This is a genomic window from Gimesia aquarii (assembly GCF_007748175.1).
Classification (GTDB): Bacteria; Planctomycetota; Planctomycetia; order Planctomycetales; family Planctomycetaceae; genus Gimesia; species Gimesia aquarii_A.
In genome coordinates this window covers 2393231-2410236 of sequence record NZ_CP037422.1, presented here as the reverse complement: position 1 = coordinate 2410236, position 17006 = coordinate 2393231, and the positions used below count along the sequence as shown (strand labels likewise).

The window sequence follows — 17006 nt, the reverse complement described above, 5'->3', positions numbered from 1 at the left end:
TCGTAGGCGGTAAAACTGCTTATGCCGCTTTCGAGTTTTGGGGTGTTTCTGAGTAAAGTGTGGGGTATTTCGAAGAAGAAAGTCGCCCCAGACTTTCTGCGATTCCTCGAATCACAATTTCCTGCTGGACTTCACTCAGTTCCGAAAAGATTGGCAGCGCGAGACATTCACTGGTAACAAGTTCTGTTTCCGGAAGATCTCCTGTTTGGTAGCCCAGATACTCGAAACACTGTTGCATATGTAATGGGCGGGGATAATAGATGGCACAACCAATGTGCTTCTCTCGTAAGTCTTGAAGCACTTTATCCCGTTGTCCGCCTTTGACACGCACTGTGTATTGATTGTAAACATGTCGACGATCAGGCAGAATGGTTGGTGGTTCAACACAGTCCAGCAACTGATAATGGCGTAGGAGAGCATTATAGCGTCTGGCATTTTCCTGACGTTCCATTGTCCACTGATCAAGATACTTTAACTTGACTCTTAATACCGCTGCCTGCAGAGCATCTAAGCGGCTGTTGATTCCGACTTCTGCGTGCTGATATCCGCCGAGGTCTCCATGAACTCTGAGACGTCTGACACGGGTAGCCAGGTCGGGATCGTCTGTGGTGACAAGCCCGCCATCGCCGGCGCCTCCCAGGTTTTTCGTGGGGAAAAAGCTGAAACAGCCAAGTGTGCCCAGCACTCCCGAGCGTCGTCCGCGATATTCTGCACCAATGGCCTGAGCGGCATCTTCAATTACGGGAATTCCATTGCGAACGGCATTTCTCCAGATTGGTTCCATATCGGCACATTGCCCAAAAATATGAACTGGCATGATCGCCTTTGTGCGCTCTGTGATTTTACTCTCAATCGATTCTGGGCAGAGGTTATAGCTCACAGGATCAATATCCGCAAAAACTGGTGTCGCTCCTACTCGAGCAATCGAGCTGCCAGTAGCGAAGAAGGTAAATGGGCTGGTAATCACTTCATCACCAGGACCGATTTCCAAAGCCATTAATGCTAAGAGCAGTGCATCGGTACCAGATGCAACACCAATGGCGTTTCGAGAATCACAATATTCGGCGATATCGCATTCAAATTCAGCGACTTCGTCTCCTAAGACAAACGCTTGATCTTCAAACACTTTCAGGACTGTCGCTTGAACTTCGTCTTTAATTCTTTGATATTGGGCGACAAGGTTGATAAATGGAACAGGGGTGGGGGTGTCTTTCGTCATTCAGCGACTCCATTCGCTATGTGAAATCAGGGAGTTCCGTGCTCAAAAACAGGTAAGTTTGGTAGTTTTGAGAGATTTGGTACACCTTGTTTTCAGGTAAGATGCATCTAATTCGATCACACTGAGTTGTTTCCATCCTGGATTTTTCAGCAGAGATCTGGAAATTCCTCGGTAGATTATGTCGAGAACCATATTCTGTCAATATGTGTCGTTCCGAAAAATTGGGACTCTCAAAGGTTGTGGATTGGGGCTAGTGATCCGATCATGGGCCCTGATTTTTCAATCGACCAATGATTGTTTGAACGATTGCCGATAGTAGAAGCATAACCAGTATTTCTGCATGGTTTTGTAGTCATAACACCTGTTTTGGCGAGTTCTCGCAGGAATCGCGAATTCAAGGTTGAAACGGCCTTCCGAAATCGACTATATACAGAATGATAGCTACCCTAAATTATCAAAATTTGATTGGATCATGCCGGTCAGGTAGTTTTTAAAAATTTGAAGCCTATAATATTTTCAGACAGTTACCAACTTGATACGAGTAAAGTCCAGAAAGGAAAACCCATGACGCACGTGGTTACAGAGGCTTGCTTCAATTGCAAATATACAGATTGTGTCGTAGTTTGCCCTGTAGAGTGTTTCTACGAAGCAGATTCAATGGTTTACATCAATCCGGATGAGTGCATTGACTGTGAAGCATGCGTTCCTGAATGCCCGGTTGAAGCCATTTATCATGAAGATAATGTTCCGGAAAAATGGCAGGAATACATTCAGATCAACGCCGAAAAATCACAGGAACTTCCTGTGATTACCGAAAAGAAAGAACCTTTGGCTGATTGCTAAAGAGTTCAGAAGCTCTTTTTGGCTTGATTCTCTGAAAATTAATCAACTCCCCATTACTGAATCGGTAATGGGGAGTTTTTGATTAATCGATGACATTGAGTCGCTGTCCCAATTCTCGCAGGACCTCGATATCGCTATCGGGTCTGGTGGGGCTTTGGGGATGTGTTTGATTGGTCTTGATCCAGCCACGCAGATGTAGAAACTGAGCAGCTGAATGTTTATAAGCCGGAGAGGGGCCGCGGAAGGTGAAATAGCCGAGATATTGTAATTGATCGTTCAGTTCATAAAACGCAGGGTCTCCTGCAGCCCAGTACGCGTCTCGTTTTGCAAACAGATCGGGAGCAAAAGTACTGAGACCTAGTAAGTAGTCACTGCCGTACTGAATCATATCGATCCCAAAATCATTACCTGTAAAGACTTTGAAATCAGGGCGTTTCTGATCTCGAAGTTGCAGGCGTTCCCATTCCGGTTCGCGGTGGAAGGACGATTGTTTGGCTCCGATACACTGCGGAATGTCCATCAAGGCTGCATAGGTTTCCAAATCATAGACTGATCCGAAAGGAGCGAGGTCCTTAGTGAGTTCAAAACCAATAAAGCGATCGGTGTTGGCAGCAATCGTCCGATAAGATTCGATAATCTGAGCTGGTGCCTGATCGACTAAACCGAATGACTGAAAAATGACCGGTGTTCCACCATGTTCCTGAATGAGATCAATTTTTCTTTGATAGCCGGTGGCGTCAAAAGCAGCGCCGGGTTGATCGCTGACAAAGGCACCTGCAACAAAAGGTCCGCCACTTAGCGTGTGTTGTGTGAGTTTCAGTACTTCAATAAAAGTGGGTTCATCTATGAGATGCACATAACCGGTATCCATGTTTACCGCAGGCGTGATCCCCAAGTCTGACGTGCGGGCAACATGAGCGCTTAACGAGTCTCGATCAATTTCTCCGGATTCCAGATAGGGGAGTAAAACAGCTGAAATTCCTGTTATCTTACGACGGGGTTTGATCATGCTAACAGGATCATAGGTTGCTTCTGGCATTTGGTTGTTCCTTGCGATATATTTAAATTTTGTGGTACATCATGGTAAATCGACTATCAGGATACCAAACTGGCGCTCAATCTTGGAGGCATGCATGAGTTTTCGACTCAGAGTTTTTTTCGCTTTGTTTTTTTCAGTCTGCTCTATGTATTCAGGTTGTGGAGTGGTCGATGCGGCTCCCGAACAGAAACAAAAACCGAATATTCTGTTTTTATTCACGGACGATCAACGCGCGGACACAATCCATGCGTTAGGGAATGATCTCATTCAGACACCCAATCTGGATCAACTTGCACGTAGCGGGTTTGTATTCAATAACGCGTATTGCCTGGGTAGCAACTCAGGAGCGGTTTGTGTCTGTAGCCGAAATATGCTGCTCAGTGGGCGCACCTATTTCCGCTGGACCGGACGTTATGCTTCTGCAAAGAAACCCAATTTTCCAGAGTCCATGAAGGAGGCTGGTTACTTCACTTACCATCATGGGAAGAAAGGTAATACAGCCTTAGAAATCCATAAAAAATTCGACAAGTCCCAATATTTGAACGACCAGCAAGCACGTATGCTCGGGCAACCTGGAAAAGAAATCGTGGACAATGCTGTTCAGTTTTTAAAATCGGATCGCGACAAACCCTTTTTCATGTATCTCGCATTTTCTTGTCCTCATGATCCACGTGTGGCTGATCAGGAATATATGAATCTCTATAGTCGCGATAAAATCAAGCTCCCCAAAAATTATCTCCCTTTGCATCCGTTCAATAATGGGGAGCAATTAGTACGCGATGAATTACTGGCTGGTTTTCCCAGAAGCAAGGCAGAAGTTCGAAAACATCTGCATGACTACTATGCTGACATTACCGGACTTGATGCCCACATTGGTCGCTTATTAAAGACTCTCAAAGAGAGTGGAGAGTATGATAATACGGTGATCATTTTTTCTTCTGATCATGGACTGGCGATAGGCAGTCATGGGTTAATGGGAAAACAAAGCCTCTACGAACATAGTATGAAATCGCCGTTAATTTTTAGTGGTCCGGGAATTCCCAAAGGTAGAACTGACGCGTTGATTTATCTCTACGATATTTATCCAACGGTCTGCGAAATGGTGGGGACAAAAATTCCTGCAGGACTGGATGCAGAAAGTATCTGGCCTGTTATTTCAGGTAAGCAGTCAAAGGTACGGGATACCCTATTTACCTCTTACAAAGAGGGGCAACGATCTGTCCGCGATAAAAAATGGAAATTGATTACTTACCCTCAGATTAATCAGTCGCAACTGTTCGACCTGGAGAATGATCCAGAGGAAACCAGAAACTTATTCGATCAAACAGCCTGCCAACCTCATGCAGTTCGACTTTTGGCAGAAATGAAAGCCTGGCAGAAAAAAGTGGGGGATATGAGCCCGCTCGCCTCTGCTTCACCACAAGATTCCACATTTCGAGCTCCTACACTTGAAGAGCTCGAAAAGTTGAAGCGACCGCGAAAATCCAAAAACAAAAAGAAGAAAACAAAAAAGCAATAATTGCTAGTGAGAAAAATCTGAATGACATCTGAAGAACGTCCACCGATCCGTTTAGACCAATTTTTGAAACAGCAGGGCGCAGTGGGAACGGGGGGGCATGCCAAGGTTGTAATCCAAGCGGGAGAAGTCACACTCAACGGGGCTGTGGAAACGAAACGCCGCAAACAATTATCACCGGGCGACATTGTTGCTTATGCTGGCGAAGAGTGGCGCGTTGTGTAACTCTCAGCCGTTGATTACTTGGTGCTGTTTTGGCGGAAGTTGAAAAAACCACCGATAATGGCGACACAGACAATCAAGATGAGATAATCAGTGAAGGTTGCATTATCCCAGACACCAAGAAAGTAATGAATCCAGCCATCGATCCAGAGTTCCATCAGAAGTCCCCCCGTTACTGGCCCGCAACAAATTCTCGTATGAATAATTTTACCCTCTTTTTGAGAGCATGTCGGATATTAACGGGAATGATGCATATACGACCGTTGATGGTTGTTTTTTAGAAACGAGGAACCTGTTTTCGTGATTTCATCTTTTGGGCTTCTTTCGCCAAATCTGGGTCGTGCGGAGTCAGCTTCTGGAGCTGTAATAATGTTTCTTCAGCTTCAGGTATCAGAGCATAAAACTGCTGATACTTGAGTAATAACTTCAACAACTGTGGTTTATTGGGAATTAATGTATTCGCCCGTTCCATTAAATGCAGCGCTTTTCCTGGAATGCCGTTTTGTTCATAAGACTGAGCTAAATCAACTGTTTCTGACAGAAGACGTTCCATAGATTGTCTTGTTTTGTCATCATGTTTGTTTTCCAGAATTTTTATCAAATTTTCTACTTTTTCTTCTCGTTCCAGCATTTGCAATAGGGCATGTGCATCAGTATTACCTGACTTAACAGCGGACTGTAATTCCTGAACTGCATCGGCTTTACGGTTTTCTGCGAGATAGACTTTGGCCAGTAATGTATGTAATTTTCCTAGACCTTCCTGATATGGAGGGCCTTTTTTGATTGCTTCAACGAGGATCTGTTCTGCCCGTTCGATGTGTGATAAACGGAAGTAGGTTGTGGCCCGTTTAAGGTCCTTATTATTATCGCTACTATCTGATTGTTGCTGGTCTGTAGCATGGTACTGGGCTTCCAATGATTTTTGTGCCAGATTAATTCCCTGTACCAAATCACGGCGGAGCATTTTCTGGTCGGGCATAGCGAAGGCACGTTCGAATTCACGAATCGCTTTTTGATAACGTTGGGTCTTGATTAATGACCAGGCCAGCAAATTTGTCAGTCTGACGTCTTGAATTCCTTGCTGTTGCAAACTTTCCACATACTCTATCAATTCGGCATCGTGTCCGGCCGCAAATAGCTGTTGTGTCAAAGCCACTTGAAAGGAAAGTCGATGTGGGAATCGTTCAATGGCGTCACGCGCTATAGCCAGTGAATCATCGGCATGCCAGTATTTATGGCGAATGGTCCCACTACGGTTGGGTTCCAGTTTGAGAATCATCACACCCTGTTTGTCATAAACGGGAGTTATCCGATAGACAAGGTCCTGATCGAGTAGATGCCAGGGAAAAGCTGATACCGTATTTCGGTCGAAGGAAACAAGATAATTTGCGGAAAAATCTTGAATCTTCTGATGAAGTTTCTCCGCATTCGTTGTTTCAAAAAAATCGAGTGTTTGATATCGCTGTCCGGTTGTTGCGACGTCGGCACGCCGTGTAATCAAGCGACTGTCAGGAGATGTATTCTGTTTAACCCACTCACCGGCTGTTGTCCAGTTGCTGAATTGATTCGGTGGAAGCTGATCTCTATAGAACTGATTCGGATGAGTGACCATCTGCAGATTAGCATTCACCAATCGATAATCTGTTTGAATCAGCTTGCTACAGAATAATAGCAGGAAGACCGAAAACGCGGTAATCATCACTTTGCGGGTTTGGGGTCGCGAGATCTCGATGTGTTGCGCAAAGGCACTCCAGCCAGCAGGCACAAATGCGAGAACGATTGGTAGTAGTGGAAGCGTAAACCGCTGTTGAATCCAGGGCCATAATGAGAGCATTCCGAGGCTGAGAATGACATATCCTAAAGCAGCAGTTCCCCCTTGATTACGGCGTTTGATCATTCCATATAAAGAGAGAGTAAGAACGAGTCCTCCCAAAATCAGATAGAACCAGACCGGTCCGGGAAGGAAATGATTTTCATCCAGAATCATTCGTGAATAACGAGGTGCGGCTCCTGGCATATCGGGAAACAGTTTCTGGCAGAAGCTTTCAAAGTGAGTGATACACCTTTGAAAAATGCCGATTAACGTTCCCAGAATTCCCTGTGATTCGATTTCTTTCAAGGCAATTGAAGAATATCCACTCTTTTCCAGGGCAGAATTTCGATACATCCAGATTCCGGAAGCCAGTAAAGAGCAAGCAACGCCTGTTAACCAGGGCCAACGTTTGCGGCGGACAATTGCCCATAGACCGATCGCCAGCACTAAAGCGACACCAATTGTTCTCAGGAAAGGTAGAAAGATCAGCAGGCTGGTAAATAGTAATAAGTCTTTTTTGCCAGGTTGATCCTGTCGAATTGCCAATAGATAGAAAATACCCAGAGAACAGGCCATGAATGGAATTTCGCTCATGACGAGTGTGGAGAAAAACAGTGTATAAGGATTGATGGCAAACAGGCCTGTAATCAGCAGAGCGGGCCAATAGAGGCCTGTTGAGCTTTGATTCGCCAATACTGTCTCTGTCGCATGTAATTGGCGAACGTATTGATAAAGCAGAGTGATTAGAGCCAGTGCTGCAAATAAGACAGTCGTTTTCGCTAATAAAACATTGTAGGGAGCAATTAACGCCGCCGGGGTCAAGAGCACCGACATTCCGGGAGGACGGTGCGCATATAATGGTTCGCCGGGAGTATCGATTTCTCGATAACCGGAACCATTGGCAATCGATTTTGCCATCATCACATAGCGGGCACTGTCGGGGGTAAAAAAATAGAGCTGATTCCACCGCGCCATAGCCATACTGGAGAAAATCACGAGCAAGGCGATAATACCGATCTTATGTGATCGAAACAGAGATTGGGGGTTGCCTTTCATAAGTAAACCGAATTAATAAAGACAATGCGAAGAATGAGGACCTCGGTGGCGAGATAGTATCAAGAGCAATTTTTATTCCTCCCTGCTGAATCAGAGTAGGGACTTGAGAACAGCTCTCAGGACTTGACCGGAATAGGATGGTGCTGCAGGTTATAGAGGTTTACAGAAGCAGTGCAGGGTATTGTTTTAAAGAAGAACACTCTATTCAACGATTTCTGAGTGACCTAAAATGATGCAGAAAGACAACATTGTTGATTTTTTGAAACAGATTTCAAATTGTTTGTAGCGAACCAGACGTTGCATTTTTCAGCAAATTGTTTCACAATTCGAGCCGCTCGACTCAACATGGCGATAGTCAATTCGATCGTTGTGTGTTTCAAATGGAAGATTGAATTCAGCAAACGAAAAATCAGGTTTTTAATATGGATGGCAGCACGTTTCACTCTTTAAAACAATCTCTGGAGACGGTTAAAGAAACAGAACAACTAATCTCATTCCTGGATTCGAAAGAGACATTTTCTTTCCCCGCTTTGAAGAATGGCCTCTTTCCTGCGGCGATCGCTCATGAATCGACAGGATATCAGAGTATCTGGGTACGAGATAATATTCATATTGCTCATGCATTATTTGCAGTCGGCAAAGAGAAGCCGGCTTGTAAAGCTATGGCGACTTTAACCGATTACTTTATCAAACACAGAGATCGTTTTGATGATATCATTTCTGGAAAATATCAAGCGGCGGAAATCATGAAACGTCCCCATATTCGATTTGATGGGAACACACTTGCAGAAATCGATGAAAAGTGGGCTCACGCTCAAAATGATGCATTGGGCTATTACGTTTGGCTATATAGTCTTTTGTTAAAGCAAGGGAAGTTGACGCCTGATAAAGAATCAGTAGAACTGTTGGCAGCGTTTGTACGTTATTTCGAGAAGATTCGATTCTGGGAAGATGCAGACAGTGGTCACTGGGAAGAGGCTCGTAAGATCGAGGCTTCCAGCATTGGTACAGTCGTTTCTGCATTGATGATGTTGAAACGTTATCTGGATCAAAGTGAAAACTGGAGCCATTTTACATTTGGCAAAAAACGTGTTCCACCTGAATTGATGAATGAATTAATTGAGCAGGGACAATCAACTCTGTCACAAATTCTTCCGGCTGAGTGCGTCCAGACCGACCCATTGCTGGCCCGAAAATATGATGGTGCCCTGTTGTTTTTAATTTACCCTCTCGGACTCGTTCAAGATGAGATGGCAGAATCCATTATGGAAGATGTCAGAACACATTTGATGGGGGAATATGGAATTCGTCGTTATCAGGGAGATTCATACTGGTGTGCTGACTATAAGGAAATGTTTAGCGAAGACGACAGAACAAGTGATTTCAGTGAAAACCAGGCAAAGCGAGATCGACTATTGAAGCCAAATCAGGAAGCTCAGTGGTGTATTTTCGATTCCATTTTATCTGTGATCTATGGACAACGATTTCTGAAATCAGAACATTCTGAAGATGCTCAAAAACAACGTTTCCATCTGGATCGCTCACTCAATCAGCTCACGACGCACGAATCAACTTTCGGTCCTTATCGCTGTCCTGAATCCTATTATCTGGAAAAAGGGAAGTATGTTCCCAATGACATCACTCCGTTGTTGTGGACTCAGGCCAATTTGATGATGGCGCTCCATCAATGGAAGCAGACAGTTGCGCAACGATGACTCAAGGTTCTCTATGCTGCATCAGTCTACTGAGATTAATTGTTGAATCAGTTTGCAATACATTTGATGTTCAGAGTCTTCGAGTGCCAGACTTGCTTCTTCTAACAGTCTGGTCTGCCTTACTGTGACTGGAATCGCCGTATTCTTATCAGGGATTTCTGGTATAAGCCGTTTTACCAGTTGTTTCATCAGTGTATCAAGACCTGAATTGGTTTTAGATGAAACAGCAATACCCTGTTTGGGGAGAGCAGCATCCCATTGTTGAGGGAGATCGGCTTTATGAGCGACCACGATTGAATCTGGCCATTGCGAAAGCAAACGGTGGTCGTCTGCATGAGCGGGTTGACTGGTATCTAGCAGGATTACCTGGCAGTCGGCTTCAGCCAGAATCTGTTCTGCACGTTGAATACCAGCTGCTTCCAGTGGAGCGGCCTGATTACGGATTCCTGCTGTATCAGAAAACTGAAACGGCCAGCCTTCAATTGCTGTCGTTGCCGTCAATACATCACGTGTGGTGCCTGCCTCATCAAAAACAATGGATCGATCATAACCCAGGAGCGCATTGATTAAACTTGATTTACCCACATTCGGACGACCAGCTAACACAACACGCCAGGGAGTGCTTAGATGCAACCCCAGGTTTTTCCAGCGAAGCAGCCGCCGGATTTGTGATTGAAGTTGGTTGGAATCAAAGGTGGTTTTATTATCGGGTAATAAAGCTTTGAATGCAGCAGATAATAATCCCTGTGATTGTCGCAGCAAAATCTCAGCAGTTCGAAATGTTGTGGCAGCGATCAATGTTTCCTGAAGCTCCACATCCAATGCTGGCTGCGATTTTTTCATTAATTTCTGCCACGTTTGAATTTCACAACTTTGGGACTCCAGGTTATTCAGAATCCGTTCAACTGCTGCCATTCCACCATGACAGTGAATATCAACGGTTTCCGGATCAAGGCGACATATCACAAGATCTTCGTTATTGGATTGGCCCCAGAGTCCGTACACAATGCGATTGAGTGGGTGTTGATCGAACGATTTCTGGTTCGCCGCCTGAAAATAAGCATTGATCATGTCTGTCAGCCGGTGCGACTCACCGTGGACACGAATGGTCGCGACGGCACCTCTGCCGCGGGGTGTGAGGAGTGCGGCAGAGCAGGAAGCGTGAGAGTTAGTTTCGGAACGATCTAACATATTATTTAGAATCACTGATTTTCTGAGCTACTATTGCCAGCCCTTGTAATGTGAGTAACGGTTCAAAGCGTACAAGTCCTTCGAGGTGTGGAGCCAATAAAGCGGAACCGCCACCAGATAATAAAATGAGAGGCGCGACTTGATTTGCATTGGGCAATAATTGATCCCGTTGTTGACAGACAAGTTCACGAATGGCCCCCAGTTGTCCCCAGAAGAGTCCACTGCGAATTGCGTCGGTGGTATTCTTACCCAGTACGACAGGTTCTTCCTGATGCAAGTCATCAACGGGAATCAGAGGAAGTAGGGCAGTATAGTTATGCAGTGCTTTGGCAGACAATTCAAAACCCGGTAAAATCGCGCCCCCTGCAAAACTGCCTTGGGGAGTGACGACATCAATTGTTGTAGCGGTACCGGTATCGATAATGATCGCTCCCTGTGCTGAATCTCGAAGCTGATTTGCGGCAACAGCGTTGAGTAAACGATCAATGCCCACTTTCCTTGGCTCTTCGACACAGATTTCTAGTGGAAAATCAGCCGTATTAAGAACCTCTATAGGGGGGCGTAGCGTACCTTGTGGCCAATTTTGAATGACTCGTTCGATACCTTCAGGGTTAGAACCAGCAACGACAGTCTGACATTGGTTGTCTTGTTGCCCATCAAACCAGCTTTGAATCTCTTCCCAGGGGATGGGTTCTTCTATCAATGTTGAGCAGGCATTTTTGACAAGCGGAAGCTGTTGAGTCTCTGCTGCTTTGAAGTCTGTTATCAGTGAAACAAATTTGATTCGACTGTTACCGACATCAATGACTAATTGTTGAAGTGTTTGTGACATGAATGTCTCTATCAGGCGAAGAGTACTGGACTTTTTACCCGTTTTTAAAACAGAGTTCGGTCGTTCTGGCTCTCATTATCGTCTTTGTTATTCTTTTTTGCACTGTTTTTTCGTCGTCCAGTCTTTGCTGAGCCTTTGGTATCGATCGATGCAGTCGCATCAAAATCTTCCAAAACAGGATTTCCATCATCATCGACACGAGTCAAAATTTCGATTTTCTGTTCTGCAGATTCAAGCGACTGATAGCAGGATCGTAATAAATTGACGCCCCGTTCGAAATTTTCCATTGATTCTTCAAGTCCGGCTGTTCCTTCTTCGAGTGTACTGACAATCTCCTGCAGTTCTGCCAGTGACTCTTCAAACAGAGGTGCTTTCGAATTTGATTTTGCTGATTTTTTCTTTGCCATGTGTTTAGATCTTTACGAGTAAAATTTCTATTTCACGAAACATATTCACTTTGTTCGTACTGCTTATGATGTTTCTTCAACAACTTTTTGAACTTGACTAAAAATGACTCCATCAGTGACATGTGTTTGCAGTGTGTCTCCCGCATTCAGTTGTTTGATTGATTTGACGATGTCTGTCTCTGTCGTTTGGCTCTTTGTCTCAACGCGTGTGATGCTATAACCACGGTTCAACACTTTTAAAGGGCTCAATGCATCCAGTGCAGATGACAGTCGTTTCGTCTCTGATTTAAATCGAGATATTAACTCGCGCGTGCTTCGTATCAGTCTGCGATCCAGTTCGTCAAGTTGTGAAACGCGGTTATGTATCATATCCAGTGGCCGTGTCAGAGCAGGGTGGGCCGCCAGTGCATCAAGTTGTAAACGGACTTGTTGGGCGCGTTGTTTTAGGTGGGTCGTTAGTTGATCTCCCCAATGGGTTAATGTCGCTAATATGTCCGACTGTAGTGGTACTGCAAGTTCAGCCGCTTCGCTGGGAGTTAAGGCGCGTCGATCTGCGACAAGGTCGGCAATACTGACATCGATTTCGTGTCCCACAGCGCTGATGACAGGAGTCGGACACGCAAAGATGGCACGCGCCACGACTTCTTCATTAAATGCCCAGAGGTCTTCGAGACTACCACCACCACGACCAGTGATAATTGTATCTACGTTTGGAATTTGTGAAGCAACTTCAATACCAGCCGCGATTTGTTCGGCAGCACCCTCTCCCTGAACAGCGACAGGCACGATCACAAGATCGACGGCGTTCCAGCGTCTGGTGATGACTTGCAGCATATCGCGGACGGCGGCACTTGTGGGACTGGTAACTAATGCAATCTTGCGCGGGAAGAAAGGAATTGGCTGTTTGTGTTCGGGGTTGAACAAGCCTTCCGCTGCCAGTTTTTCCTGCATCTGACGAAATGCCAGTTCAAGTGCACCCACTCCTTGCGGTATCAATTGTTCGATATTGAGTTGATACGTACCCCGTGCCTGATACACTTCAATCGGACCGACAGCCACGACTTCCATTCCGTCTTCAATTTGAAATTTCAGTCGGGACGCAGTTCGTTTCCAGATCACTGCCCTCAGTTGAGCCGAATCATCTTTTAAAGTCAGGTAGACATGGCCGGAACTGGCAACCGTACAATTCGAAATCTCTCCGATCACCCATGCTTGTGGGAAATTGGCTTCGACCAGATTTTTTACCTGACGAGTGGTCTCAGTGACAGAAAGTATTTCTGGTTCTAAAAGTGACATCTCATTGCTTTGGACTGAAAGTGAAATGATTTAACTAAGCGAGCATCGGTTGCAAGTACGTTATGGCACGACGACAATCTTCAAGACGCTGATCACCTTGTGTGCGATCAATGGCAAGCCAGCCTTGATATCCGGTTTCTGAAACCAAGGGCAGGAATTGATCCCAGATAACCATGCCTTCTCCCAGGGGAACTTCAGCACCCTCTCTGTCCATTTCCCGAATCGCATCCCGTAACCGATATGACTTAATCCAGGCATGGAGCTCTCGTACAGATGTTTCAGGATCCTGGTTATTGAATACCATTTCCGCGGTGTCAAATTCGACCCCAACGAATCCCGTATTGACTGAGGAAATTAATTCTCGGATCACTGTTGGTGAATTCTTTTCGCAGGCAATACAAAGATCTGTACCAATGTGTGAAGCGTACTTGCCTAAATCATTCAAAACTTCACTCACAATTGGGAAATTTCCTTCTTCCTCAGTTTGAATTGCGCCGGGATGAATGATTAAAAATGGAACTTTTAATCGCCGGGCGAATTCTAATGCGGATTTAATCGCTGAAATTCTCTGATCCAGGAATTCTGGTTCTGTTAATGCGCGTTGGGCCGGTAGCCGTAATGAAGCAATCGAGAGGTTGAATTCTTCTAGAAGTTTGCGGAAATGGCGTTCACCAGAGGCCCCAAACGATGAAGCTGTGATTTCAGTATGAACATCCAATTGCACTCCTCGCGCCCCGATTTGGGCTGCTGTTTTGATTGCCTGCTTGATGGGCATTCCAAAGCAGCGAGTGGCGACTGCGAGTTTAAGTCGAGACATACGTTTCCTTATAGAATAATTTTTCTAGACATTTTAACAGAGCGAAATAATCCCGGCAATTAGATCAACCGGCAAATTTTATCTAACCGACTGCCTAAAAAGAATGATCTCCTGAAGTTAACAGGAAAGGATTGAAAAATCAGGGATTCCCTTCCTGTTCCAGATTGAGATTCGATCAAAAAATGGACGATTCAATAGATATTGAACTGTCATATTCAGGAAAGCTCTATGATACTGTCATCGCATCTCACCTGCTACCTAGCGTTGCTCGCCGGTTTGCCTCTTGAAGGGAACTTGGTGAATGATTCAATGCCAATCGTTACTTATTCGTTCGAAACGAAACAAGACCGGGACTTTGATGACAATCCGGATGACTGGTCTCGCCGAAAGGGGCCGGGATATCCACAATATATTGATATTTCCATCGATCGAAAGATGGGACGCACCGGAGATCAAAGCCTACATATTGCAGTGAACGGAGGGCATGCCACGATTTATTCCCCTCCTGTAAAAATTGATGCAGATCACGCTTATTTATTCCGTGGGTTCATCAAAACACAGCGATTAAAGTATGACGCGGCTTTGGTTTCTGTTTCATTCCTTGATCATAAACGTCAGCGTGTTCAGAAATTTTTGAGTCGGCCAGTTACCGGAACTCATAGCGATTGGGCTGAAGTCGCAATTGGCCCGATGACGCCCAAATCCAATGTTCGGTTTGTTGTCATTGGTTGTCATGTGGCTCATAACAAACAGAAAGATATTTCAGGAGACATCTGGTTTGACGATCTCTGGATAGGTAGCTTGCCACAGTTGGAAATTTTTAATAATTATCATCGTCACTTTATTGATCATTCCGCAGAAATACGAGTCAGTAGTCGTATCAGTGGATTAAATCCGAAAAAAAAATATCTGCTTGATCTAGAACTCGTTGATAGTATGAATCGACGGGTTGCCAACTCTTCACTCGAATTAATGTCGAGCCCGGAAGAAGTGAAGAAATCGGCTGATAATCGTTTGCTGGATGGTAATAAACATACGGAAGTCTGGCGCCTGAAACCTATGGAATATGGCTTTTATGAAGTCCGATCGAACCTGTTACATGATCAGAAGTCGATACTGGCGGAGAAATCGACGTTTGCCGTCATTGATTTAGTGGTTCCCAAAGCGACAGGGGAATTTGGTTGGACTATTTCAGAGGAAAATGCGCAACTTCCACTTAATAAGCTGCCTGATATTGCCGCTCAGGCGGGGATCAATTGGATTAAATTTCCGTTGTGGAACGTAATGTCGTCGAAAAATGGTCATAAACCAAACCAGGTCGCAGAGATGCTGGATGCAATGTCGAATAAAGGCATCACACCGATTGGATTGCTTAACCATCCCCCCAAAGAAATACGATCTCAATTTGCAAAAGACTGGCAGGGTGTTAGTGGTATTTTCACGATGCCTGTGAGTTTCTGGTCACCGTCACTCGAAGAAGTATTTGCCCGTTTTACATCATTAGTAAATTATTGGCAACTGGGTGGAGACGATGACCAAAGCTTTATCGGTATGCAGAACCTGAATACTACTTTGAAAAAAGTGAAGTCCCAACTCGACTTAATTGGACGTGATACTCATGTCGGCATTCACTGGGACTGGAAAACGCCATTACCTGAAAAAGGTCTGGTAAACAGTTTTATGTCTATTAAAAACGAGAGTCGGTTATCGCCTTCCGATCTCGCTCGAGAACTTCAGAACTCCAAATTGTCGTCTAGTATCACCTCTCGCTGGGTCACATTAACCCCACTTCCCCGGGATGGCTACTCTCCAGAAGAGCGGGGAGTAGATCTGGCAAAACGAATGGTGACTGCAAAATATATGGGAGCAGATGGTATTTTTGCTTCCTCGATCTTCGATGAACAACATGGTTTATTAAATAAAAACGGTTCACCCACGCTTCTCTTTCTGCCCTGGAGAACGGTGGCATTGTCACTTCAGGATACAAAATATCTGGGTACTTTTAATATGCCCAATAAAAGTACAAATCATGTCTTTATGCGAGACGAAGAAGTTGTGGTATTCGTTTGGAATGAGGAACCGACGGAAGAAGTCATTTATTTAGGGGAACACGCTTATGCTACGGATGTCTGGGGTAGAAGAATTCAATTAGATCGCGATCCAAAGACCCGGCGTCAAATCCTTTCCGTGGACTCTTCTCCTATAATTATTCGAAAATGTAATAAAGAAGTTGCTTACTGGAGGCTGGCCGCTCAATTTGAAAAAGGGAAATCGAAAAGTGAGTACGGAGGTCATAATGAAGCTGTGATTGGCAAAAACACGTTCTCGCAAAGTATTCGCGCTAAGGCGTTTTTAAATGTTCCGAAAGGCTGGGAGACAGAGCCCCAAGAGTGGGTGTTTAATGCAGGCGCAGGAGAGGACTATCGCCTGGAGACGTTTATGACTTTACCTACAAATGCCAGTCTGGGGCGAAAAGATGTATCAATCGATTACGAAATTTCTGCGGAGCGGCTTTATTCGATCCGCGTACACAGGCCTTATCGTGTCGGATTGGGAGATATTGTGATCAAAGTGGTCGACAAGAAAATTGAAGGTAATGTGCTGGAAGTTGAGCAGATTATCATTAACAACACCTCACCTCTTGAAACGCTCCAATTTCGTTGCAGTCTATTTGTTCCACGGATGAAACGCATGCGACGGATTGTGACAGAACTCAAAAATGGCCAGGACCGTAAACTTTATCACATACCCAATGCTGATGCGTTAAAAGGCAAAGAACTTTGGATTCGTGCTGAGCAAACGAATGGTCGACGAATTTTAAACTATCGCTGGATTGTTGGAGAAGACTGGGAGAATACAGATACGATTTCTCGAAGACAAAGGAAAGCGAGAGTTCAAGTGATTCGGTGATAACAGGGAAATTTTTTCATTCAAATTCAGGGTCGATCAATTTGAATTGTGTCCAGGTAAACCGTTACCCTCAGAGCCTGCCGCATTACAGATTGACGTCGACGAATCAGGAAACGTCATCGGACTTCAA

At 44.9% G+C, this 17006-nt stretch carries 14 protein-coding genes; 5 read left to right on the top strand and 9 right to left on the bottom strand.

Annotation, left to right across the window (positions count from 1 at the left end):
- Nucleotides 1–19: 19 nt before the first annotated feature.
- Nucleotides 20–1219: a DegT/DnrJ/EryC1/StrS family aminotransferase gene (locus tag V202x_RS09525; protein ID WP_145173531.1), complete on the bottom strand. Its 1200-nt coding sequence runs from the start codon at nucleotides 1217–1219 to the stop codon at nucleotides 20–22.
- Between the two features lie 564 nt (nucleotides 1220–1783).
- Between V202x_RS09525 and V202x_RS09520 the strand changes: the two genes are divergently transcribed.
- Nucleotides 1784–2062, top strand: coding sequence for a ferredoxin family protein (locus V202x_RS09520; RefSeq protein ID WP_144989637.1), 279 nt, complete (start codon nucleotides 1784–1786; stop codon nucleotides 2060–2062).
- Nucleotides 2063–2144: 82 nt separating this feature from the next.
- Here V202x_RS09520 and V202x_RS09515 read toward each other — a convergent pair whose 3' ends face one another.
- Complete coding sequence (locus tag V202x_RS09515; protein ID WP_145173528.1) at nucleotides 2145–3101, bottom strand: dihydrodipicolinate synthase family protein; 957 nt, start codon at nucleotides 3099–3101, stop codon at nucleotides 2145–2147.
- Between the two features lie 94 nt (nucleotides 3102–3195).
- Between V202x_RS09515 and V202x_RS09510 the strand changes: the two genes are divergently transcribed.
- Together V202x_RS09510 and V202x_RS09505 are read left to right on the top strand one after the other, a co-directional pair.
- On the top strand, nucleotides 3196–4620 hold the full coding sequence (locus tag V202x_RS09510) for a sulfatase-like hydrolase/transferase (RefSeq protein ID WP_145173525.1): 1425 nt from the start codon (nucleotides 3196–3198) through the stop codon (nucleotides 4618–4620).
- A 21-nt stretch (nucleotides 4621–4641) separates the two neighbouring features.
- Nucleotides 4642–4842: an RNA-binding S4 domain-containing protein gene (locus tag V202x_RS09505; RefSeq protein ID WP_144989631.1), complete on the top strand. Its 201-nt coding sequence runs from the start codon at nucleotides 4642–4644 to the stop codon at nucleotides 4840–4842.
- A gap of 14 nt (nucleotides 4843–4856) precedes the next feature.
- Here the strand turns inward: V202x_RS09505 and V202x_RS27430 are convergent, their stop codons facing one another.
- Nucleotides 4857–4997 (bottom strand): hypothetical protein, encoded by a 141-nt coding sequence (locus V202x_RS27430; RefSeq protein ID WP_197993310.1) that lies wholly within the window; start codon nucleotides 4995–4997, stop codon nucleotides 4857–4859.
- 119 nt (nucleotides 4998–5116) lie between these two features.
- Nucleotides 5117–7708, bottom strand: coding sequence for a hypothetical protein (locus V202x_RS09500; RefSeq protein ID WP_145173522.1), 2592 nt, complete (start codon nucleotides 7706–7708; stop codon nucleotides 5117–5119).
- 422 nt (nucleotides 7709–8130) lie between these two features.
- On the opposite strand from V202x_RS09500, the gene V202x_RS09495 reads away from it, so the two are divergent.
- Nucleotides 8131–9423 (top strand): glycoside hydrolase family 15 protein, encoded by a 1293-nt coding sequence (locus V202x_RS09495; protein WP_145173518.1) that lies wholly within the window; start codon nucleotides 8131–8133, stop codon nucleotides 9421–9423.
- 21 nt (nucleotides 9424–9444) lie between these two features.
- On the opposite strand, the gene V202x_RS09490 is transcribed toward V202x_RS09495, so the two are convergent.
- From V202x_RS09490 to V202x_RS09470, 5 genes are all read right to left on the bottom strand, one after another.
- Nucleotides 9445–10614 carry a GTPase gene (locus V202x_RS09490; protein WP_145173515.1) on the bottom strand — a complete coding sequence of 390 codons (1170 nt, stop codon included), beginning with the start codon at nucleotides 10612–10614 and terminating at the stop codon, nucleotides 9445–9447.
- A gap of 1 nt (nucleotide 10615) precedes the next feature.
- A complete protein-coding gene (locus V202x_RS09485; RefSeq protein WP_145173512.1) occupies nucleotides 10616–11446 on the bottom strand; it encodes a type III pantothenate kinase in 831 nt (276 codons plus the stop codon).
- 44 nt (nucleotides 11447–11490) lie between these two features.
- Complete coding sequence (locus V202x_RS09480) at nucleotides 11491–11853, bottom strand: exodeoxyribonuclease VII small subunit (protein ID WP_145173509.1); 363 nt, start codon at nucleotides 11851–11853, stop codon at nucleotides 11491–11493.
- Nucleotides 11854–11916: 63 nt separating this feature from the next.
- A complete protein-coding gene (xseA, locus tag V202x_RS09475; RefSeq protein ID WP_145173506.1) occupies nucleotides 11917–13149 on the bottom strand; it encodes an exodeoxyribonuclease VII large subunit in 1233 nt (410 codons plus the stop codon).
- Between the two features lie 34 nt (nucleotides 13150–13183).
- Nucleotides 13184–13966: a sugar phosphate isomerase/epimerase family protein gene (locus V202x_RS09470; RefSeq protein ID WP_145173503.1), complete on the bottom strand. Its 783-nt coding sequence runs from the start codon at nucleotides 13964–13966 to the stop codon at nucleotides 13184–13186.
- A 228-nt stretch (nucleotides 13967–14194) separates the two neighbouring features.
- Here V202x_RS09470 and V202x_RS09465 point away from each other — a divergent pair, with 228 nt between their 5' ends.
- Nucleotides 14195–16876 carry a hypothetical protein gene (locus V202x_RS09465; protein WP_145173500.1) on the top strand — a complete coding sequence of 894 codons (2682 nt, stop codon included), beginning with the start codon at nucleotides 14195–14197 and terminating at the stop codon, nucleotides 16874–16876.
- Nucleotides 16877–17006 lie beyond the last annotated feature (130 nt).